This is a genomic window from Streptomyces sp. NPDC093225 (assembly GCF_044753805.1).
GTDB lineage: Bacteria > Actinomycetota > Actinomycetes > Streptomycetales > Streptomycetaceae > Streptomyces.
The window spans coordinates 49,124-68,927 of record NZ_JBIVNX010000037.1; the positions used below are offsets into that span (position 1 = coordinate 49,124).

General features: G+C 73.7%; 17 protein-coding genes. 9 read left to right on the plus strand and 8 right to left on the minus strand.

The genetic code is table 11. From position 1 onward, the window contains the following. Positions 1–68 precede the first annotated feature (68 nt). Together ACIQCH_RS27900 and ACIQCH_RS27905 are read right to left on the minus strand one after the other, a co-directional pair. Positions 69–1,460 carry a metallopeptidase TldD-related protein gene (locus ACIQCH_RS27900; protein WP_402585272.1) on the minus strand — a complete coding sequence of 464 codons (1,392 nt, stop codon included), beginning with the start codon at positions 1,458–1,460 and terminating at the stop codon, positions 69–71. Further along, the gene (locus ACIQCH_RS27905; RefSeq protein ID WP_402585274.1) at positions 1,457–2,980 is read right to left on the minus strand and encodes a TldD/PmbA family protein; all 1,524 of its coding nucleotides are present in this window, start codon (positions 2,978–2,980) and stop codon (positions 1,457–1,459) included. The genes ACIQCH_RS27900 and ACIQCH_RS27905 overlap by 4 nt, the downstream gene beginning before the upstream one ends. 184 nt (positions 2,981–3,164) lie before the next feature. Between ACIQCH_RS27905 and fabG the strand changes: the two genes are divergently transcribed. From fabG to ACIQCH_RS27925, 4 genes are all read left to right on the plus strand, one after another. Next, positions 3,165–3,884 carry a 3-oxoacyl-[acyl-carrier-protein] reductase gene (gene fabG / locus ACIQCH_RS27910; protein ID WP_402585276.1) on the plus strand — a complete coding sequence of 240 codons (720 nt, stop codon included), beginning with the start codon at positions 3,165–3,167 and terminating at the stop codon, positions 3,882–3,884. A 5-nt stretch (positions 3,885–3,889) separates the two neighbouring features. Further along, a complete protein-coding gene (gene fabI / locus ACIQCH_RS27915) occupies positions 3,890–4,660 on the plus strand; it encodes an enoyl-ACP reductase FabI (RefSeq protein WP_402585278.1) in 771 nt (256 codons plus the stop codon). A 158-nt stretch (positions 4,661–4,818) separates the two neighbouring features. Further along, on the plus strand, positions 4,819–5,280 hold the full coding sequence (locus ACIQCH_RS27920) for a hypothetical protein (RefSeq protein ID WP_402585280.1): 462 nt from the start codon (positions 4,819–4,821) through the stop codon (positions 5,278–5,280). A 98-nt stretch (positions 5,281–5,378) separates the two neighbouring features. Beyond that, positions 5,379–7,139 (plus strand): Imm49 family immunity protein, encoded by a 1,761-nt coding sequence (locus ACIQCH_RS27925; protein WP_402585282.1) that lies wholly within the window; start codon positions 5,379–5,381, stop codon positions 7,137–7,139. A gap of 281 nt (positions 7,140–7,420) precedes the next feature. Here ACIQCH_RS27925 and ACIQCH_RS27930 read toward each other — a convergent pair whose 3' ends face one another. Continuing rightward, positions 7,421–8,110, minus strand: a complete 690-nt coding sequence (locus tag ACIQCH_RS27930; RefSeq protein ID WP_402585284.1) for a FadR/GntR family transcriptional regulator — start codon at positions 8,108–8,110, stop codon at positions 7,421–7,423. Positions 8,111–8,220: 110 nt separating this feature from the next. On the opposite strand from ACIQCH_RS27930, the gene ACIQCH_RS27935 reads away from it, so the two are divergent. The 4 genes from ACIQCH_RS27935 to ACIQCH_RS27950 all read left to right on the plus strand — a co-directional run bounded on the left by ACIQCH_RS27935 (position 8,221) and on the right by ACIQCH_RS27950 (position 10,725). Continuing rightward, positions 8,221–9,540, plus strand: coding sequence for a CynX/NimT family MFS transporter (locus tag ACIQCH_RS27935; protein WP_402585286.1), 1,320 nt, complete (start codon positions 8,221–8,223; stop codon positions 9,538–9,540). A 19-nt stretch (positions 9,541–9,559) separates the two neighbouring features. Beyond that, on the plus strand, positions 9,560–9,679 hold the full coding sequence (locus ACIQCH_RS27940) for an SGM_5486 family transporter-associated protein (protein ID WP_267884798.1): 120 nt from the start codon (positions 9,560–9,562) through the stop codon (positions 9,677–9,679). A 204-nt stretch (positions 9,680–9,883) separates the two neighbouring features. After that, on the plus strand, positions 9,884–10,117 hold the full coding sequence (locus ACIQCH_RS27945; RefSeq protein WP_402585288.1) for a hypothetical protein: 234 nt from the start codon (positions 9,884–9,886) through the stop codon (positions 10,115–10,117). 89 nt (positions 10,118–10,206) lie between these two features. After that, positions 10,207–10,725, plus strand: a complete 519-nt coding sequence (locus tag ACIQCH_RS27950) for a SixA phosphatase family protein (protein WP_402585290.1) — start codon at positions 10,207–10,209, stop codon at positions 10,723–10,725. 135 nt (positions 10,726–10,860) lie between these two features. On the opposite strand, the gene serB is transcribed toward ACIQCH_RS27950, so the two are convergent. Then, positions 10,861–12,060, minus strand: coding sequence for a phosphoserine phosphatase SerB (serB, locus tag ACIQCH_RS27955; RefSeq protein WP_402585292.1), 1,200 nt, complete (start codon positions 12,058–12,060; stop codon positions 10,861–10,863). A gap of 82 nt (positions 12,061–12,142) precedes the next feature. Continuing rightward, complete coding sequence (locus ACIQCH_RS27960) at positions 12,143–13,984, minus strand: streptophobe family protein (RefSeq protein WP_402585294.1); 1,842 nt, start codon at positions 13,982–13,984, stop codon at positions 12,143–12,145. Positions 13,985–14,154: 170 nt separating this feature from the next. On the opposite strand from ACIQCH_RS27960, the gene ACIQCH_RS27965 reads away from it, so the two are divergent. Next, the gene (locus ACIQCH_RS27965) at positions 14,155–16,650 is read left to right on the plus strand and encodes an FHA domain-containing protein (protein WP_402585296.1); all 2,496 of its coding nucleotides are present in this window, start codon (positions 14,155–14,157) and stop codon (positions 16,648–16,650) included. 105 nt (positions 16,651–16,755) lie between these two features. Here ACIQCH_RS27965 and ACIQCH_RS27970 read toward each other — a convergent pair whose 3' ends face one another. The 3 genes from ACIQCH_RS27970 to ACIQCH_RS27980 all read right to left on the minus strand — a co-directional run bounded on the left by ACIQCH_RS27970 (position 16,756) and on the right by ACIQCH_RS27980 (position 19,742). Further along, positions 16,756–17,493, minus strand: a complete 738-nt coding sequence (locus tag ACIQCH_RS27970; RefSeq protein WP_402585298.1) for a transglycosylase SLT domain-containing protein — start codon at positions 17,491–17,493, stop codon at positions 16,756–16,758. A gap of 282 nt (positions 17,494–17,775) precedes the next feature. Further along, positions 17,776–19,017 (minus strand): S-adenosylmethionine:tRNA ribosyltransferase-isomerase, encoded by a 1,242-nt coding sequence (locus ACIQCH_RS27975; protein ID WP_402585300.1) that lies wholly within the window; start codon positions 19,015–19,017, stop codon positions 17,776–17,778. Beyond that, on the minus strand, positions 19,014–19,742 hold the full coding sequence (locus tag ACIQCH_RS27980) for an SDR family NAD(P)-dependent oxidoreductase (RefSeq protein ID WP_402585302.1): 729 nt from the start codon (positions 19,740–19,742) through the stop codon (positions 19,014–19,016). Before ACIQCH_RS27980 ends, ACIQCH_RS27975 begins: the two co-directional genes overlap by 4 nt. Positions 19,743–19,804 lie beyond the last annotated feature (62 nt).

Sequence of the window (19,804 nt, forward strand, 5' to 3'; positions counted from 1 at the left end):
TGGTGGAGAAGCGGCCGGTGCGGTGGCCGCGGCACGCGCCGGGGCGCGTGGATCTCAGTCTATGGGGGTCACACGCCCTTGCTGACCGAGCTCATGTTGAAATCGGGGATCCGCAGCGCGGGCATCGCGGCCCGGGTGAACCAGTCGCTCCACTCGCGCGGCAGGGTCTTCTCGGTACGGCCGGCCTCGGTGGCCCGGGACAGCAGGTCCACCGGGGACTCGTTGAACCGGAAGTTGTTCACCTCGCCGACGACCTCGCCGTTCTCGACGAGGTACACCCCGTCCCGGGTCAGGCCGGTCAGCAGCAGCGTCGCCGGGTCGACCTCGCGGATGTACCACAGGCAGGTCAGCAGCAGACCCCGCTCGGTGGCCGCCACCATCTCGTCCAGGGACTTCTCCCCGCCCGCGTCCAGGACCAGGTTGCCGAAGCCGGGGGCCGAGGGCAGTCCGGTCAGTGCCGCGGTGTGCCGGGTGGTGGTCAGGTGGGCCAGCTCGCCGCCGCGCACCCACTCCACCGGCGGCACCGGCAGGCCGTTGTCGAACACCGACGCGTCGTCGCCCGAGCTGTGCGCGATGACGAAGGGCGCCGCCTCCAGGCCGGGCTCGTTCGGGTCGCTGCGCAGCGTCAGCGGCAGCGGCGAGAGCCGCTCGCCGAGCCGGGTGCCGCCGCCGGGCTTGGAGAACACGGTGCGGCCCTCGGTCGCGTCCCGCGCCGCGGCCGACCACATCTGGTAGATCAGCAGGTCCGCCACGGCCGTCGGGGGCAGCAGCGTCTCGTAGCGGCCGGCCGGCAGCTCGATGCGCCGCTCCGCCCAGCCCAGCCGGCGGGCCAGCTCCGCGTCCAGCGCCCCGGGGTCGACGTCCTTGAAGTCACGGGTGGACCGGCCGGCCCAGGCCGACCGCTGCCGGTCGGGCGACTTCGCGTTCAGCTCCAGCGTCCCGTTCGGCTGGTCGTGCCGGAGCCGGAGCCCCGTCGACGTGCCGACGTACGTGGAGACCAGCTCGTGGTTGGCGAACCCGTACAGTTCACGACCGCCCTCGCGGGCCCGGGCGAAGGCCTCGCCGAGCGCCGGGGCGAAGTCCGCGAACACCGCCGAGGAGGTCTCGGCCGGCCCGTCGGTGAAGTCGGGGGACGACGGGACCCCCGTCACCAGCGGCTGCGCGTCCTCGGCCGGACCCGCGCCGCGCGCCGCCGCCTCGGCGGCCCGTACCAGCGGCTCGAGGTCCTCGGCCGTGACGGCGGAGCGGGAGACCACGCCGGAGGCGGTGCCCTCCTTGCCGTCCACGGTGGCGATGACCGTGAGGGTGCGGCCGCGGGTGACGCCGTTCGTCGTCAGCGCGTTGCCCGCCCAGCGCAGGTTCGCGGTCGACTCCTCGTCCGCGATCACCACGCAGCCGTCGGCCGTGGACAGCTCCAGCGCCCGCTCGACGATCTCGTGCGGCTTCGTGCTCCGGGTCATCGGCCGGCCTCCTGCGTGGTGTTCAAGATGTTGACGCCGCGGAACAGCGCGGACGGGCAGCCGTGCGAGACGGCCGCGACCTGGCCCGGCTGGGCCTTGCCGCAGTTGAAGGCACCGCCCAGGACGTACGTCTGCGGGCCGCCCACGGCCTCCATGGAGCCCCAGAAGTCGGTGGTGGTCGCCTGGTAGGCGACGTCCCGCAGCTGGCCCGCCAGCCGCCCGTTCTCGATCCGGAAGAACCGCTGGCCGGTGAACTGGAAGTTGTAGCGCTGCATGTCGATCGACCAGGAGCGGTCGCCGACCACGTAGATGCCCCGCTCGACCCCGCCGATCAGGTCCTCCGTCGACAGCCCGCCCGGGTCCGGCTGCAGCGAGACGTTCGCCATCCGCTGCACCGGCACGTGCCCGGGGGAGTCCGCGTACGCGCAGCCGTTCGAGCGGCCGAGGCCGGTCAGCTTCGCGATGCGCCGGTCCAGCTGGTAGCCGACCAGGGTGCCGTCCTTGACGAGGTCCCAGCTCTGCGCCTCGACGCCCTCGTCGTCGTACCCGACCGTGGCCAGGCCGTGCTCCGCGGTCCGGTCACCGGTCACGTTCATGATCGGGGAGCCGTACTTCAGGGTGCCGAGCTGGTCGAACGTCGCGAACGAGGTGCCGGCGTAGGCCGCCTCGTAGCCCAGCGCCCGGTCCAGCTCGGTGGCGTGCCCGATCGACTCGTGGATCGTCAGCCAGAGGTTCGACGGGTCGACCACCAGGTCGTACCGGCCGGCCTCGACGCTCGGCGCCCGCATCTTCTCCGCCAGCAGCCCCGGGATCCGCTCCAGCTCGGAGTCCCAGTCCCAGCCGGTGCCCCGCAGGTACTCCCAGCCGCGGCCCGCCGGGGGCGCGATCGTGCGCATCGAGTCGAACTCGCCGGTCCGCTCGTCCACGGCCACCGCCGTCAGCTGCGGGTGGATCCGCACCCGCTGCTGGGTCGTGACGGTGCCCGCGGTGTCCGCGTAGAACTTGTTCTCGTGCACGGCCAGCAGCGAGGCGTCCACGTGCGCGACGCCGTCCGCCGCCAGCAGCCGGTTGCTCCAGTCGGCGAGCAGCGCGGCCTTCTCCTCGTCCGGCACCGTGAACGGGTCGATCTCGTACGCCGAGACCCACGTCCGGTCGGCGTGCACCGGCTCGTCCGCCAGCTCCACCCGCTCGGCCGAGCCGGCCGCCTTGATCACCTTCGCCGACAGCTGCGCCATGGCCACCGCCTGCGAGGCCACCCGCGCCGCACCGTCCATGGTCAGGTCCACGCCCGAGGCGAACCCCCAGCTGCCCCCGTGCACCACCCGGACGGCGAAGCCGAGGTCGGTGGTGTCCGAGGAGCCCGCGGGCTTGGCGTCCCGCAGCCGCCAGGAGGCGCTGCGGACCCGCTCGAGCCGGAAGTCGGCATGCTCGGCGCCCAGAGCGCGCGCCCGCGCGAGCGCCGCGTCGGCGAGCGCCCGCAGCGGCAGCGCGGTGAACGCCGCGTCGATGGAATGAGGCACGGATGTCTCCCTGTGGTCGGGACCGGTCGCCCCGATCATGTCGCGCCGACGCCCGGAATGCATACCTCTTTCTGTAGGGACTCGACAGCCGTCGACTTCAGGCCCTGTCGAGGACCGATTCTGCGTACACACGACTGGACCGATAGGTTTTCGCTGTCCAGACAGCTAGGGAAAGGGTGATCCGTTGAGCCGCTCGGTTCTCGTCACCGGAGGAAACCGGGGCATCGGCCTCGCCATCGCCCGCGCCTTCGCCGACGCGGGCGACAAGGTCGCGATCACGTACCGCTCGGGGGAGCCCCCGCAGGAGCTCGTCGAGCTGGGCGTGCTGCCCGTCCGGTGCGACATCACCGACGCCGAGCAGGTGGAGCAGGCCTACAAGGAGATCGAGGGCGAGCACGGCGCGGTCGAGGTGCTGGTGGCCAACGCCGGCATCACCAAGGACCAGCTGCTGATGCGCATGTCCGAGGACGACTTCACGTCCGTCCTCGACACGAACCTCACCGGCACCTTCCGCGTGGTCAAGCGTGCCAACCGCGGCATGCTGCGCGCCAAGAAGGGCCGCGTCGTCCTCGTCTCCTCCGTCGTCGGCCTGCTGGGCTCGGCGGGCCAGGCGAACTACGCCGCTTCCAAGGCCGGCCTCGTCGGCTTCGCCCGCTCCCTCGCCCGCGAGCTGGGTTCCCGCAACATCACCTTCAACGTCGTCGCCCCCGGCTTCGTCGACACCGACATGACGAAGGTGCTCACCGACGAGCAGCGCGCCGGCATCGTCTCCCAGGTGCCGCTCGGCCGCTACGCGCAGCCCGAGGAGATCGCCTCGGCCGTGCGCTTCCTCGCGTCGGACGACGCGTCGTACATCACTGGAGCCGTCATTCCCGTTGACGGCGGATTGGGCATGGGTCACTGATCACCATGAGCGGAATTCTCGACGGCAAGCGCATCCTGGTCACTGGTGTGCTGATGGAGTCCTCCATCGCCTTCCACGTCGCCAAGCTGGCCCAGGAGCAGGGCGCCGAGGTCATCCTCACCGCTTTCCCCCGGCCCACCCTGACCGAGCGCATCGCCAAGAAGCTCCCCAAGCCCGTCAAGGTCATCGAGCTCGACGTCACCAACGACGAGCACCTGGCCCGGCTGGAGCAGGTCGTCCGCGACGAGCTCGGCGGCCTCGACGGCGTCGTCCACTCGATCGGCTTCGCCCCGCAGGACGCCCTCGGCGGCAACTTCCTGAACACGCCGTTCGAGTCGGTGTCCACCGCGATGCACGTCTCGGCGTTCTCCCTGAAGTCGCTGACCATGGCCTGCAAGCCGCTGTTCCCGGCGGAGGGCGCGGCCGTCGTCGGCCTCACCTTCGACGCCCAGTACGCCTGGCCGCAGTACGACTGGATGGGCCCGGCCAAGGCCGCGCTGGAGGCCACCAGCCGCTACCTCGCCCGCGACCTGGGCAAGGAGAGCATCCGCTGCAACCTGGTCTCCGCCGGCCCGCTCGGCTCCATGGCCGCGAAGTCCATCCCGGGCTTCTCCGACCTGGCCGACGTGTGGAACCACCGCTCCCCGCTGGCGTGGGACATGAACGACCCGGAGCCGGCCGGCCGCGGCGTCGTCGCCCTGCTCTCGGACTGGTTCCCGAAGACCACCGGCGAGATCGTGCACGTCGACGGCGGCGTGCACATCATGGGCGCCTGACCCGCACCGGGTTCACCCGTACGGGCCAGCCGCCGCGCGTACCCACCTGGGCCGCGCCTCCTCCGGGAGGCGCGGCCCTCGCGTTTCCCGCAGACTGATCACGCCCGGGGAGCGTCGAGCGGGGGCTTCCGGGCCGACTCGCGGGAGGGAGGACCGGGGTGCGTCCGATCCGCAGCCGTACGACGACACTGCTGGCCGCCGCCATCGTGCTGACCGGCCTCCTCGCGCCCGGGGCGGCGGCCGACGCGGCGGCGGAGACCGACGCGCCCGCCGCGGCGGAGGCGCTGCCGGACCCCGCCGACGCCTTCCCCGGCGGCCAGGCGGGCGTGGATCCTGCGGAGCTCCCCGTCGAGCCGCCGGCCCAGCCGGCACGGCCGGGGCGCCGCGAGCTGTTCGGGGCCGACTGCGAGACCGACATCGCGGGGTCCCACGTCACGGCGCGCTGCCACAACCCGTACCCGAGGACCGACCTGGTGCGCCTGCACATCGAGTGCGACCGGTGGTGGGACCTCGACAGCGACAGCGTGGCGGTGGCCGTGGGGCCGGCGGACCAGCTGCAGCTGACCGGGCGCTGCTGGAAGGAAGTGCGGTCGGCCTGGGTGAGCCACCAGCGCGGCTGAGACCCGGCCGCCGCCCGGTGCGCCGCGTCCGCCCCGCCGACGGACTGTCAGACCCCGTCCCTACGCTGGCCGCAGTTCAGCGATCAAGGAGCGGGGCAGTGCGGATAGAGCGTCACCAGGTCGGCCAGGGAGCGGTTTCGGCCGCGCGGACGGACTTCGTGAACCGGATCGGGGGAGAGGTCCGGTCCATGTCGCGGGGCGGCCGGATGGCCACGTACGAGTGGCAGTACCTCTCGGAGGAGTTCCTCGACTACCTCGGCGCCCTGTCCGTCGACACCCCCGACCTCGACCACCCCGAGGCCAGGGCCGTGCTCAAGGACGCCACCGAGGCCGCGGCCGGCGCCGTCACCTACGCCGCGTACCACCCGCACGACAGCTTCCACATCCACCTCGACTACGTGAACTTCGGGATGGGGTACGACCGCGGCGACACCGAGCACCCCGAGGAGTCGGTCACCCCGGGCGAGTGGCTCGACGCGTTCTGCCTCGCGGTCCTCGCCGGCAAGGCCTCGTACCACGGGGAGGCGTTCCACTTCGCCCGCCACAAGTTCGGCGACGACACGGCGGGGGACCCCGCCGTCGAACTCGTCGCCGGCTTCATGGCCCAGGTCGTCGGCGACACCGGGAACGACGACGACGACTACCCGCCGACCGCGGAGCAGAAGACCGTCGCGGTCGACGCCGCGCTCGCCCGGATCGCCGCCCGGGCCCGGGAGCGCGGCGCGGAGCTGCTCGACCGGCCGGACGCGGTGGCCCTGCGCACCCTGCGCGCCCTGGTCGTCGAGGACCGGGAGGCCTTCGACGCCGGGCTCGCCGCGCTGCTGCTCCCGCTGACCGAGCTGCCCGGGCCCGGCGCCCGCCCGCGCAGCCTCCTGCCGCTGCTGCCGATCGCCCTCGCCGCACTGGCGTACCGCACCCTGGGCTGGTCGCCGGCCGTCGACACCGACTACCTGCCGCGCGCCCTGGTCACCGGCTTCGAGACCGCCGGTCCCCGGGTCGGGGGCTTCGGCCGCGACCGGCGCGCCGACGCGGTCGCCGCCCTGGCCGCCGGACCCCTCGTGGTCGAGCGGCCGGCCGTGGAGCGGACCTCCGGCCCGGAGTACGAGGCCCGGTTCGAGGAGAGCACCCGCAAGGCCCTCACCTCCGGGGACGGCGAGCCCCTCAAGGCGTGGCGGCTCGAGAGCGCGGTGGGCTACCAGGACATCCTCTTCAAGACGCGGGCCGCGCGCTCCGCGGACGCCACCGATGCCCAGCTCGCCAACCTGCGGCTGGCCTCCCGGCTCGGTGCGGCGCTGTTCACGATCGCGCTGGCCGAGCCGGGCACCGAGGCCGAGGTGGAGATCGACGGCCGCACGCTGCGCTACCCGGCCTGCCGCGACGAGGCGGGCCCGGGCGCCTGGCAGACCGCCATCGCGTTCGCCCTGGTCACCGGCGCGCGCGAGGACCTCGCACCGCTGGTCCTGACGGGCCCCGGGTACGCGGAGGAGGACCGCTCCGCGTTCGCCGCGTACCGGGTGGCCCTCCACGCGTACCTGAAGGGAGAGGACGCCGGGCCGGCGACCGAGCGCGCGCTGCGGGAGGTCGAGAAGGCCCGGGACTGGGGCTTCCGGCCGCCGCCGGCGGTGCTGCTCTCTCAGCTCGTCGAGGGGGACGAGGAGAGCTTCAACCTGGCCCTGGCCGACGCCCTGGAGGCCTACCGCGACCACTTCCGGGTGGCCGACCGGGCCGACGACGTCGACGCGTCGATCGACCTCGACGTCCTGGCGCTGGCCTGCCACGCCCGTCGCCGGGGCTGGGAGGTCCGCGTCGAGTCCCCGTACCTGCCCCGACGACTGCTCCTCGCGGCCGAGCCCTTCTAGTGCCACCACGCCCGGCGGGAGGGAGCCGCGGGTCCGTCGCTCGCGCGCGGGGGCGGGGATGCCCCGCTCAGCGAGTGGGTGCCGTGGTGTGTGGGGGAGCCTCTTGAGGCGTCGTGGCAGGCTGGTCCGGAGGCAGGCCCGGGCCTGGGGTGGCCGTAGGCCAGGGCCGGAGGCCCCGAAGCCCCAGGGGTGGGCCTGCCGCAGGGCCTGCAGGCCATGGCGGGTCAAGAGGCGAGGGGACCCACGCACCACGGCCCCCCGGGGTCAGTCGCGCGCCCGGGTCAGTCGCGCGCCCGCCCCGGGGCTTCCTTCAGCCATTCGAACGGGTACCCCGCGGCCTCGGAGGCCGCCGCGTCCCCGTCCCCGCGCCGGATCGCCTCCACCAGGCGGCCGTGGTCCATGTGGGTGTCCGGCGTCAGCTCGGTGCCCACGTCGTCGCGCAGCCAGTCGCGCAGCAGGTCGCCCAGGTCGGCGTACAGCCCGACCAGGACGTCGTTGTGCGAGGCCGCCACGACCGCCATGTGCAGGCTGATGTCGGCCGCCACGAACACCTCCGCGTCCCCGGACGCCCACGCCTCCTCGCGCCGCGCCAGCAGCGCGTCCAGCTGACCCAGGTCCCGCTCGGTGCGCCGCTCCGCCGCCAGCCGTGCCGCCGAGGACTCCAGCGTCGACCGCAGCTCCGCGACGTGCCGCGGGTCGGCGCCCGCGAACCGGCGGTGCATGACCCCCGCCAGCTCGCTCGTCGCGAGGACGTAGGTGCCCGAACCCTGCCGGATGTCCAGCAGGCCGTTGTGCGCGAGCGCGCGGACCGCCTCGCGCACGGTGTTGCGGGCCACGCCCAGCTGCTCGACCAGCTCCGGCTCGGTGGGGATCCGCGATCCCACCGGCCACTCGCCCGACGTGATCTGGTTCCTGAGCTGGGAGATCACCTGGTCGACGAGTGCGGAGCGGCGGGGCGAGGTCAGCGGCATGGACCCTCCTGGGGGTAGTGGACGGGACGACACCGTAGCGGTACCGGCGATCGGAGCGGGCCGGACCACCGCTGGACAACCAATCATCCCATGAATCTATGATGGGTGGCATGCGCGATGAGAAGACCCGCACCCTCGGCCGCGCGGCCGCACCCGGCAGCAGCGCCGCCACCACCCTCCGCGGCCCCGCCGCGGGGCCCGCCCACGAGGCCCCCCGCTGGCTCGGGCCGCTCGTCGTCGTCGCCATCGTCCTCGCGGCCCTCAACCTGCGACCGGCGATCACCAGCCTCGGGGCCCTCCTGGAGGAGACCCGTGCGGGCCTCGGCATGAGCGGCACCGTCGCCGGCCTGCTCACCTCGATGCCCGCCCTCTGCTTCGCGGTCTTCGGCGTCACCGCGCCCCGGCTCTCGCGCCGGTTCGGCCCCGCCGCCGTCGTGTGCGCCGGCATGGCCGCGGTCGCCGCCGGCATGGTGGTCCGCTCCTTCGCGGGCAGCACGGGCGGCTTCCTGGCGGCCAGCGCCCTCTCGCTCGCCGGCATCGCGCTCACCAACGTGCTGCTCCCGGTGATCGTCAAGCGCTGGTTCCCCGACCGCGTCGGCACCATGACCGGCCTGTACTCCATGGCGCTGGCCATCGGCACCTCGCTGGCCGCCGCGGCCACCGTCCCGATGACCCGGGCCCTCGGCGGCAGTTGGCGCACCGGCCTGCTGGTCTGGGCCGTCCTCGCCCTGGCCGCCGTCCTGCCCTGGCTCGCGGTGGCCCGCGAGGCCCGTCGGGAGGCGCGCCGGGAGCGGGCCGTCGCGCCCGGCGCCGCGTCCCCGGGTGCGGGCCGTCCGACCGCCGACGCCGCGGGCCCCCGGGTCACCCGCAGCCGCACCGCCTGGGCGCTGGCCGGCTACTTCGGCCTCCAGGCCACCGGCGCGTACGTGACCATGGGCTGGTTGGCCCAGATCTTCCGCGACTCGGGCGTCTCGGCCGACGGCGCCGGGGTGCTGCTCGCCGTCACCATGGTCATGGGCGTGCCGCTGGCCTTCGTCATCCCGCGGCTGGCCGGGGCCGTCCGCAACCAGGGCGTGATCGTCGTCGCCCTCGGCCTCTTCGGCCTGACGGGGTACGCCGGCCTGTACGCCGCTCCCGCCGACGGGGCCTGGGTCTGGGCCATGCTGCTCGGCGTCTCGAACTGTGCGTTCCCGCTGGCCATCACCATGATCGGACTGCGTGCCCGGTCCGCGGCCGGCGTCGCCAGGCTGTCCGCCTTCGCGCAGAGCGCCGGCTACCTGATCTCCCTCCCCGGCCCCCTGCTCATCGGCATGCTGTACCAGCACAGCGGCGGCTGGGACCTGCCGCTGGCGGTCATGGCGGGCCTGATGGTGCCGCAGATGGTGGTCGGCGTCCTCGCGGGCCGGGACCGCACGATCGAGGGGGAATGAGGCATGGGAGACTGAGCCCATGCAGCCCGTGCTCGAACCGAACCCCCAGAACGGCCGTCGGAAGCTGGCCCTCGTCCTCGGCGCCATGCTCGGTGTCACGGTGATCGTCGCGATCATCGCCACGTTCGCCTCCCCCTGACGCGCCCCGCGCGGCGGCCGGGGTAGGGATAACCCCCCGTCCCCTAGGGGGTGGGGCTCAGGGTCGAGTGGGTGGATCACCTGATGGGAACCGCTGCACCGGATCCCTAGATTCGAAGCAGCGAAGACGACGCGGCATTCGAAGCGGCGGAGACAACGCGGCACTCCCAGCAGCCCAGCCGAGCCCACCCACACGGAGGCGGTCATGTCGGCCCCCACCCAGATCCGGACCGTCCACCGGACGTCGTCGCCCTTCGGCCGTACCCCCGGCACCGGCCCCGACACCCGCCTGCGCTGGTGGGCCCTCGCTCTGCCGGTCGCGGCCTTCGCGGCGCTCCTCGTACTCCTGTCCGGCCCGGGCGCGGCCGGAGCGCACCAGCCGGGGGCGGGTTCCACGCTGGTCCCGCTGCTGGAGCAGCTGGTGCGCGCACTGCCCTGACACCCGCGCGCCGGAGCACATCCGCCTCCATGGGGTGAGCCCTTCAACACCCTGCGCCCCATGGCTCATTTCGTGCGAAGCTGGGAGCCATGAGCGCCGATACACCCCGCAGGATCGTCCTCCTCCGGCACGCCAAGGCCGACTGGCCCGAGGTGTCGGACCACGAGCGGCCGCTGGCCGACCGGGGCAGGGCGGACGCCCCGGCCGTCGGGCTGAAGCTGGCAGAAACCGGCATCACCTTCGACCTGGCCCTGTGCTCCACCGCCGCCCGGACCCGCGAGACCTGGAAGCTCGCCGTCCAGGAACTCCCGCACCGGCCCAAGACCGTCTACGAGGAGCGCCTGTACGAGGCCTCCCTCGGCGAGCTGATCGCCCTGGTCAACGAGACCCCGGACGACGTGCACGACCTGCTGGTCATCGGCCACAACCCGGGCATGCACGCACTGGCCGACGCCCTCGCCGGCCGGGCCGAGGGCGACACCCTCGCACGCATGGCCCGCAGCGGCTTCCCGACCGCGGCCGTCGCCATCATCGGGTTCAGCGGCAGCTGGAAGTCCGTCGAGCACGGGGTCGGCACCCTCCTCGACTTCTGGACCCCCAAGCACTGACCCCCGTGGGGTATCCGCAGGACGAGAAGGGCCCCCGGCGCACCGGCCGGGGGCCCTTCTCGTACTCCGCGCGGGCCCGGAGGCCGGGCCCGTGGCGCCGGGGCGCGTCGGCACGGGCCGGCGCCGCGGACGGCGTCAGTGCAGGTCGGCGGCCTCGACCTCTTCGCGGGTGATGCCCAGCAGGTACAGCACGGTGTCCAGGAAGGGCACGTTGACGGCGGTGTGCGCGGCCTCCCGCACCACCGGCTTCGCGCAGAAGGCCACGCCCAGCCCGGCGGCGTTCAGCATGTCCAGGTCGTTCGCGCCGTCGCCGATGGCCACGGTCTGGGCCAGCGGCACCCCCGCCTCGGCCGCGAACCGGCGCAGCAGCCGCGCCTTGCCCGCCCGGTCCACGATGTCCCCGGTCACCCGACCCGTCAGCTTGCCGTCGACGATCTCCAGCGTGTTGGCCGAGGCGAAGTCCAGCCCCAGCCGCTCCTGCAGGTCGTCCGTCACCTGCGTGAAGCCGCCCGAGACGACACCCACCTGGTAGCCGAGCCGCTTCAGCGTGCGGATCAGGGTCCGCGCCCCCGGCGTGAGCCGCACCTCGGCCCGCACCTTGTCCACCACCGACGCGTCCAGGCCCGCCAGCAGCGCCACCCGGGCGTGCAGGGACTGCTCGAAGTCCAGCTCGCCGCGCATCGCCTGCGCCGTGACCTCGGCGACCTTGTCCTCGCAGCCCGCGTGGGCCGCGAACAGCTCGATGACCTCGTCCTGGATGAGCGTCGAGTCCACGTCCATGACCACCAGGCGCTGCGCCCGGCGGTGCAGCCCGGCCGACACCACGGCGACGTCCACGCCGATGCGGGCCGCCTCGATCGCCAGCGCGGTGCGCAGCGGCCCGGTCTCGGTGCCCGACACGGCGAACTCCACGGCCGTCACCGGGTACTTCGCGAGGCGGAAGATGCGGTCGATGTTCCCGCCCACCGAGGTGATCTTCGCGGCCACGGCAGCGGTGGACTCGGCGGTCAGCGGGTGGCCCAGCACGGTGACGTGGGAACGCCCGCTGCCGCGCGGCCGGTTGTCACCCGTACCCGAGATGATCTCGGCCTGCATCTTGAGGGACTCGGCCCAGCTGTGCACGGTGGCCCGCAGCTCGCCCTCCATCACGGTGCCCGGCGAGGTGATCAGGGCGCACAGGACTATGCGGCCGCGGGTGACGACCTGCTCGATGTCGACGACGTCGACGGAGTACGCGGCGAGGGTGTCGAACAGCCCGGCGGTGATCCCAGGGCGGTCCTTGCCGAAGATCTTGACGAGGAGGGTGGGGACGTCGGAGGTCTGCGAAGCGCTCATGGTCCCCTCACCGTATCCTCCCGCCCACGATGTGGCTCCCCCCGTCCCACCTCCCGGACGGACATCTGGCTCAAGACCGCTGCTAGGAGGTCCGCGGGGCGTCCGGCGGCGGTCCGGGCGGTGGCGGCGGAGTGAACGGCGGCTTCCGCCCGCGGGGCCGCGGCGGAGGGGGCGGCGGCGGGCCCGCGATCGTGGCGTCCGTCGACCTGTCGGGCCCCGCCCTGCCCCGCCCGCCGGACCCGCGCCCCGGCGGCCCCGGCGGGAGTCCGGCGATCGTCTCGTCCGCGGACACGTCCCGCCCGCCCGAGCGGCCCGCGCCCGGGCCGTCACGGTACGGGTTCACCGTCGGCGGGCCGTACCCCGGCCGGGGCGCGTACGGGCCCGCCGGACCGTACGGGCCGCCGGGGCCCGCGTACGGCCCGTACACCGGCCACGGCGCCCCCGACCCGTACCCCGCGGGCGGCCCCGCCGGCCCGGTCGCCGCCAGCGGGGCGCGCCGGAACGCGAGCAGCGCCCCCGCCCCGCCCGCCAGCGCTCCCCAGCCCGCCCCCAGCAGCACCGCCGGCCCCGCCCGCCCGTGCAGCTCCAGCGCGGCTCCGAACGCGTCCACGCCCAGCACCGACAGCGAGGCGCTCACCGACACCCCGGTCAGCCACACGAGCAGCGGCGTCACCACCGCCCAGACCAGCCCCATGCGCACCGCGGCCCGGGCCGCGAAGGCCGACCGCCCCTCGGCGGGCCGGCGGGTCGTGCGTACGCCCGCCAGGGTCCCCGCGTACCACAGCACCACCGCCACCGCGGCCACCAGCAGCCAGACCCGGTCGTCGTACCCGGCCAGCCGGCCCACGGTCACCGGCTCCCGCGCCGACATCCCGAACAGCCGGTCCAGCGGGTCGGGAAGCACCCCGGCCAGCCGTCCGCTCGCCCGCCCGTCGAACGGCACGAGCATCCCCAGCGGAACCGCCAGCCACGCCCCGTTCGGCGCCCCGAGCAGTGCCCCGCCCAGCACCGTCCGCGGATGGTCGTCGCCGACGGCCGCCCACACCGCGGCCGCCAGCGCCGCCGCCACCGTCACCAGCAGCGCGGCCACCGTCGCCGACACCGCCGGCCGGACCGCCGCGAGCAGCCGCGGGGCACCGGGCCCGGTCCGCCGGCTCGCGGCCACCGCGATCAGCAGCACCGCCACCACCCACACCAGCGCGCCCAGCAGCGTCGGCCCGGTCCGCACCGAGAACCCGACCCGCGCCTTCGCGTCGATCAGGTCCCCGATGCGGTCCGGCAGCAGGCCGCCGACGTCCCCGATCCCACCGATGTCGCCGATGTCCCCGACATCGCCCAACCCGGGGATCTCCAGGCCCCCCGAGCCCCCGCCGTGCCTCCCCGGCCCACCGCCCCCGGACCCGCCCGCACCCGGCAGCCGCACCCCGTCCAACGTCACCACGTCGTGCCCCACCCAGGCCAGGGACCCCGCCATGGCCACGAACAGCACCGCGACCGCCGCACCCCGCACCAGCAGTTGGCGCCCGTCGAAGCCGACGGCCCGCACCGAGCGCAGGAAGACGAGCGCCAGCACCGACGCCCCGGCCAGCCCCACCCCCAGTGGCGCGATGTCGACGGCGGTCTGCGCCCCCGCACTTCCCAGTCCGAAGGCCGAGACGTCTCCGGAGGGCGCCACGGTTCCCCCAACGGCCAGTACCACCACGGCCGCTGTCATCGCGCCCAGTGAACCGCCCGCCGCGTCCGCGCCCAACAGGTGCAGCCCCGCCGCCGCGACCCCGGCCATCACCACCAACGCCCAGCTCACCGCCGCCACCGCGGACACCACCACGTCGGCCGCACCGGGCGTGGGCGCGCGCGCCCCGATCCGCGCGGGCCCGCCGGAGCCCGCCGCCCCGCCACCGCCCCACCCCGAAGACGACCCCATGCGCGGACCCCCCGATTCGTGCCGAGTCATCACGGATCTCCCCGCCCCGTATGATCCGTACGCACTCGGTGGGGCCCGGATTCCACTTCTGCGCGCGGGCCTGAAATAGTTCCCCCCGAAGTTCGCCATCCCTAGACTCCCTGCCGTCAGGGGGCATCGGGGGACAACAAGTGGGGCATGGAGTGCCGGAACTCGTACTGGAATTGAACGGAAGGACCTGGGCCCTCGATCCGTCCAGGTCGTACACCCTGGGCCGTGACCCCCAGGGCGACATGGTGATCGACGACGCCAGGGTCTCGTGGCGGCACGCCACCATCAGCTGGACCGGGAGCGGCTGGGCCCTCGAGGACCACGGCAGCACCAACGGCACGTACGCGCACGGCCAGCGGGTGCAGCGGCTGGACCTCGCGGCGGGGACCGCGGTCCACCTCGGCAACGCGACCGACGGCCCGCGGTTGAACCTGACCGCCGCCGTCGCCAACGTCCCGTCGGGGCACGGGCAGCAGGGGGCACCCGCGGCTGGCTGGCCCGGCCAGCAGGGACATCAGCCGCAGTACCAGCAGCAGCCGGCCCAGCCGCACGTCCCGCAGCAGCAGGGCCACCAGCAGCAGGCCCACCAGCCGCAGGCCGCCCAGCCGGCCGGCGCGCCGGTCTACGGGGACCGCAGCCCGACGACGTTCCACCACATCGACGTCGGCCGGGTCATGCGCATCGGTCGTGCGCTGGACAACGAACTGGTGGTCTCCGACCTCCAGGTCTCGCGCCACCACGCCGAATTCCGCTCGGCGGGCGGCCGGTTCGAGATCAAGGACCTCGGCAGCCACAACGGCACGTACGTCAACGGTCAGCCGCTGGCCAAGTCCGGTAGCGCGACGCTGGGTCCGAACGACATCGTCGGCGTCGGTCACTCCACGTTCCGCATCGTCGGCGACCGCCTCGAGGAGTTCGTCGACACCGGTGAGGTCTCCTTCTCGGCCCGCCACCTGACCGTCACGGTCGACGGCGGCAAGCAGATCCTCAAGGACGTCTCCTTCGGCGTCCCGGAGAAGTCCCTCGTCGCCGTCATCGGCCCCTCCGGCTCCGGCAAGTCGACGCTGCTCAAGGCGCTCACCGGCTACCGCCCGGCCAACCAGGGTGACGTCCTCTACGACAACCGCAACCTGTACAAGCAGTTCGCGGAGCTCCGCCAGCGCATCGGCCTGGTCCCGCAGGACGACATCCTGCACAAGGAGCTGACCGTCCGGACGGCCCTGAAGTACGCGGCCAAGCTCCGCTTCCCCGGTGACACCGCCGAGGAGGAGCGCACCGCCCGCATCGACGAGGTGCTGCGCGAGCTCAAGCTCGACATCCACAAGGACAAGAAGATCACCTCGCTCTCAGGTGGTCAGCGCAAGCGCGTGTCCGTGGCCCTGGAGCTGCTCACCAAGCCGTCGCTGATCTTCCTCGACGAGCCCACCTCCGGTCTCGACCCGGGCATGGACCGCGACGTCATGCAGCTGCTCCGCGGCCTCGCCGACGACGGCCGCACGGTCCTGGTCGTCACCCACTCCGTGGCCGAGCTGGCGCTGTGCGACAAGCTCCTCGTCATGGCGCCGGGCGGTTCGGTGGCGTACTTCGGTCCGCCCGCGGAGGCGCTGAACTTCTTCGGCTACCAGACCTGGGCCGACGTGTTCTCCGCCTTCGAGAACTACCGCGACTACGACTGGGCGGGCCGCTGGAAGGGCTCGCAGCACTACCAGATGTACGCCGCGGACATCGACGCCGTCGCCCCGCAGTCGGTGCAGATGCCGCCCATGCAGCAGATGCAGCCGCCCAAGCCGCAGGACTGGGGCTCGCAGCTGCGCACCCTGATCCGCCGCTACGTCTCGGTGATCGCGTCGGACAAGGGCTTCATGGGCCTGATGCTGATCCTGCCCGCGGTGCTCGGCGTGGTCTCCACGGTCATCCCCGCGGACTTCGGCCTCGCCCCGCCGACCGGCAAGGCCCGGTTCAACGGAGACGCCGGCACGATCATGCTGATCCTCGCGGTCGGCATGTGCTTCTCCGGCGCGGCCAACTCCGTCCGTGAGCTGATCAAGGAACGGGTCATCTACGAGCGGGAGCGCGCGACGGGTCTGTCCCGGTCCGCGTACCTCATGTCGAAGGTGATCGTCCTCGGGTTCATCACGGCCATCCAGGGCGTGATCATCTGCGGCATCGGCTTCGCCACCCGCCAACTGCCGGCCGAGGGCCTGATCTTCCCGCCGGCCGTCGAGCTGTGCCTGTCGGTGATCGCGCTCGGTTTCACCTCGATGATGTTCGGCCTGGTGATCTCCTCGCTGGTGAAGACCGCCGAGAAGACCATGCCGCTGCTCGTGATGTTCGCGATCGTCCAGGTCGTGTTCACCGGCATCCTCTTCCAGGTGTACGACTCCCCGGGCCTGGAGCAGTTCGCCTGGCTCATGCCCTCGCGCTGGGCCGTGGCCGCCGCCGGCACCACGCTCGACCTCGGCCACCTCATGCCGCCGTGGGACCGCGACAACCCGGGCAACACCGACCCGCTGTGGGAGGCCACGGCCGGGCAGTGGACGCTCGACATCGTGATCCTGCTGCTCATCGGCATCGCCTGCGGCTTCGCCGTGCAGCGCCTGCTGCGCCGCCACGAGCCGGAGGTCATGCGCAACTAGCGCACGCCGGACCGTACGGACGCCCGTACGCACGTACGCCGCGGGGCGGCACCCTGATCAGGGTGCCGCCCCGCGGCGCATGGGGGAGCGTGGTGCGACGCGCGCTCAGTAGGCGCTGTTCACGTTGTCCATCGAGCCGTAGCGGTCGGCCGCGTAGTTGCAGGCGGCGACGATGTTGGCGACGGGGTCGTACAGGTCGAACTTCGTGCCCTTGACGTGGTAGGTGTTGAAGGTCGGCTGGATGACCTGGAGCAGGCCCTTGGAGGGGATGCCGTTCCGGGCGTTGATGTCCCAGAGGTTGATGGCCCGCGGGTTGCCGCTCGACTCGCGCATCACGTTGCGGTAGATGCCGTTGTACGTGCCCGGAATGCCCTCGCGCTTCATGATGTGGAGCGCTTCCTTGATCCAGCCGTCGAGGTTGTTCGCGAAGACCGGCGTGCGCGTCGCGGAGCGGCTGGCGGCGGCGACCTGGGCCGCGCGGGCCTTCTTCGCCGCGGCGGCGGCCTTCTTGGCGGCGGCCGCCTTCTTCGCGTCGGCCTCGGCCTTCGCCTTGGCCTCGGCGGCCTTCTTCGCCTCCGCGGCCTTCTTGGCGGCGGCGGCCTTCACGGCCTTCTCGATCACCTGGTGCTGCTGGGTCAGGCCCTGCACGCTCTTGGTGTGCACCGCTTCGACGGTCTTGCTCCACGAGACCGGCTCCGCCGTCACGACCGACTTGGCGTCGGCGCCCTGGGCGGGGATCGCGGAGATGGCCAGAGAGGCGACACCGAGGACGGCGACACCGGCGATCGAGACCTTGTGGGTCTTGGTCAGACGGCGAAGACCGGGAGTGCTGGACGCAGACATACGGGCAACCTCTTCGAATAGCGGGGGCCGCGGGAAAGCGCCGGGGGTTTCTCGGAAAACCCGCGGCGCCTGGCGACGGCAGCCATTCTTAGCGGCGGCAAAATCCTGTGGCAAAGGTGTGACGTACGATCCCGCTTAGTGGATCAGGCGCCCTGGCTTGTCCGGATTTTTGGCCGCTTGGACTGCTCAGAGCAGCACTGACAGCGCTCTTATCTCTCCACTAGGGAGGTTCGTAAGTGATGTGGGTCCTATGCGCGGGCTCACATCGGGCACGTTACAGCCTCACCATCCGTTGCGGGAGCAATGCGCGCTGTAACGTTCCTCCTTCTTGAGTAGCAGATGGACGTCCCCGAACTCGTGCCAGAGATAGAGGCGGTGTAGCGCCTCGGTATAGCCGCGCAGTACGGCCGCCCGGCCCGCGACCGCCTCCAGCATCAGCAGGTGCGAGGCCGCCGGCTCGTGGAGCCCCGTCAGCAGCCCGTCCACCACGCGCACCCCGCGCTCCGGCGTGACCACCAGGTCCGTCCAGCCCGCCGCCGGCCGTACCACCCCGTCCGGTCCCGCCGCCGACTCCAGCGCCCGCACCGCCGTCGTCCCCACCGCGACCACCCGGCCGCCACCGGCCCGCGCCGCGTTCACCAGCCGGGCCGTCGCGCCCGGCACCGCGAAGCGCTCCGGGTACGGCGGCTCGTGCGCCTCCGCCGATGCCACCCCCGTGTGCAGCACCAGCGGCGCGACCTGCACGCCCCGGCTCACCAGCCGCGCCACCAGTTCCGCCGTGAAGGGCCGGGCCGCGCTCGGCATCTCCGCGCTGCCCGCCCCGTCGGCGTCCGGGAGCGCGAACACCGTCTGGTACGCCGACAGCGGCTGGTCCCGCTCCGTGTAGCGGTAGCGGATGGGGCGCCCGTACCGGTCCAGGAGTGCCGGCACCCCCGTGACCGGCACTCCTGCCCCCGTTCCGCCGTTGTACGCCCCCGCGGCCCCACCGTCTTGTACTTCTGCGCCCGCGGCGCCGCTCCCGTACCCTCGGCCGCCCGCGCCCGCGCCCGCGCTCCCGCCCGGCGCCCCCGGCCACGTCCCCGCGGGCCGCGCCCACCACAGCCGGTCCGCCCCCGGTACCAGGGGCTCCTCCAGCACGAGCCGGGCCCCGGCCGGCAGCCGCACCTCCGCACCGGCCGGCCCGCCCGGCCGCGGCCGGGTCGTCCCCGCCCCGTCGGGCGCGCGCAGCTCGACCGCCCACCGTCCGTCGTCCCCCCGCGTCGAGAAGTGGACGACCACCGGGTCCCCGCCCAGCGTCCCGTCCACGGCCGCCGGCAGCGTGCGGGAGGTGTTGACCACGAGCACGTCCCCGGCCCGCAGCAGCTCCGGCAGCGCGTCGAAGCGGTGGTGCGAGACCTCCGTGCCGCGGGAGACGAGCAGCCGCACCGCGTCCCGCCCCAGCCCCGGCCCGCGCTGCTCCGCCGGCACCCGGGCGGACAGCTCCTCGGGCACCGCCGGTATCGGGAGCACCCCGAGCACGGTCACCGACCCCCCTCCGGCCCGGCCGTCGCGCCCCCGGCCCCCGCCAGCCCCGCCGCCGTGTACCGGCCGCTCGGCCGGCCCTCCTCCAGCAGCCGCAGCAGCGCCGCCGCCACCGCCGCCGGCTCGGGCGTCCCGGTCAGGTCCTCCTCCGGCTCGGCCGCGGCGAGCATCCGGGTCCGCATCGACCCCGGGTCCGCCCACCACACCCGCAGCCCCGGCTCCTCCACCGCCAGTACGGCCGACAGCTGGTCGAGCGCCGCCTTGGAGGCGCCGTACCCGCCCCAGCCCCGGTACGCCACCACCGCCGCGTCCGAGCTGATGTTCAGGACCGCCCCCGCGGCCGACGCCCGCAGCAGCGGCAGCGCCTCCTGGACCAGCCCGAGCGGCGCCACCAGGTTCACCTCCAGCGCCAGCCGCAGCCCCGCCAGCGGGTGCACGGCCAGTGGCGGCACCGGCTCGGCGCCCAGCACGCCCGCGTTGTTCACCACCAGGTCCAGCCCGCCCAGCTCCCGGGCGGCCGCCACCAGGTCCGCCCGGTGCCCCTCCGCCGTGACGTCCCCCGGTACCGCCACCACCCGCACCCCGAGCGCCCCCAGCTCCGCGGCCGCCTCCTTCAGCGGCCCCGCCCCCCGCGCGTCCAGCACCAGGTCCCAGCCCCGCCCCGCCAGCTCCCGGGCCAGTGCCCGGCCGAGTCCCCGCGAGGCCCCCGTCACGATCGCCACCGACATCCCGACCACTCCTCAACGGTGTCCCGTGATCCGTATCCCGACGGCCCCAACGTAGGTACGGT

Excerpts from the sequence above, each read along its gene's own strand:
- ACIQCH_RS27900 (WP_402585272.1), bottom strand. The coding sequence starts at position 1,460 with ATGACCCGGAGCACGAAGCCGCACGAGATCGTCGAGCGGGCGCTGGAG.
- fabI (WP_402585278.1), top strand. The coding sequence starts at position 3,890 with ATGAGCGGAATTCTCGACGGCAAGCGCATCCTGGTCACTGGTGTGCTG.
- ACIQCH_RS27930 (WP_402585284.1), bottom strand. The coding sequence starts at position 8,110 with ATGCCGCTGACCTCGCCCCGCCGCTCCGCACTCGTCGACCAGGTGATC.
- ACIQCH_RS27935 (WP_402585286.1), top strand. The coding sequence starts at position 8,221 with ATGCGCGATGAGAAGACCCGCACCCTCGGCCGCGCGGCCGCACCCGGC.
- ACIQCH_RS27940 (WP_267884798.1), top strand. The coding sequence starts at position 9,560 with ATGCAGCCCGTGCTCGAACCGAACCCCCAGAACGGCCGTCGGAAGCTG.
- ACIQCH_RS27945 (WP_402585288.1), top strand. The coding sequence starts at position 9,884 with ATGTCGGCCCCCACCCAGATCCGGACCGTCCACCGGACGTCGTCGCCC.
- ACIQCH_RS27950 (WP_402585290.1), top strand. The coding sequence starts at position 10,207 with ATGAGCGCCGATACACCCCGCAGGATCGTCCTCCTCCGGCACGCCAAG.
- serB (WP_402585292.1), bottom strand. The coding sequence starts at position 12,060 with ATGAGCGCTTCGCAGACCTCCGACGTCCCCACCCTCCTCGTCAAGATC.
- ACIQCH_RS27960 (WP_402585294.1), bottom strand. The coding sequence starts at position 13,984 with ATGGGGTCGTCTTCGGGGTGGGGCGGTGGCGGGGCGGCGGGCTCCGGC.
- ACIQCH_RS27970 (WP_402585298.1), bottom strand. The coding sequence starts at position 17,493 with ATGTCTGCGTCCAGCACTCCCGGTCTTCGCCGTCTGACCAAGACCCAC.
- ACIQCH_RS27980 (WP_402585302.1), bottom strand. The coding sequence starts at position 19,742 with ATGTCGGTGGCGATCGTGACGGGGGCCTCGCGGGGACTCGGCCGGGCA.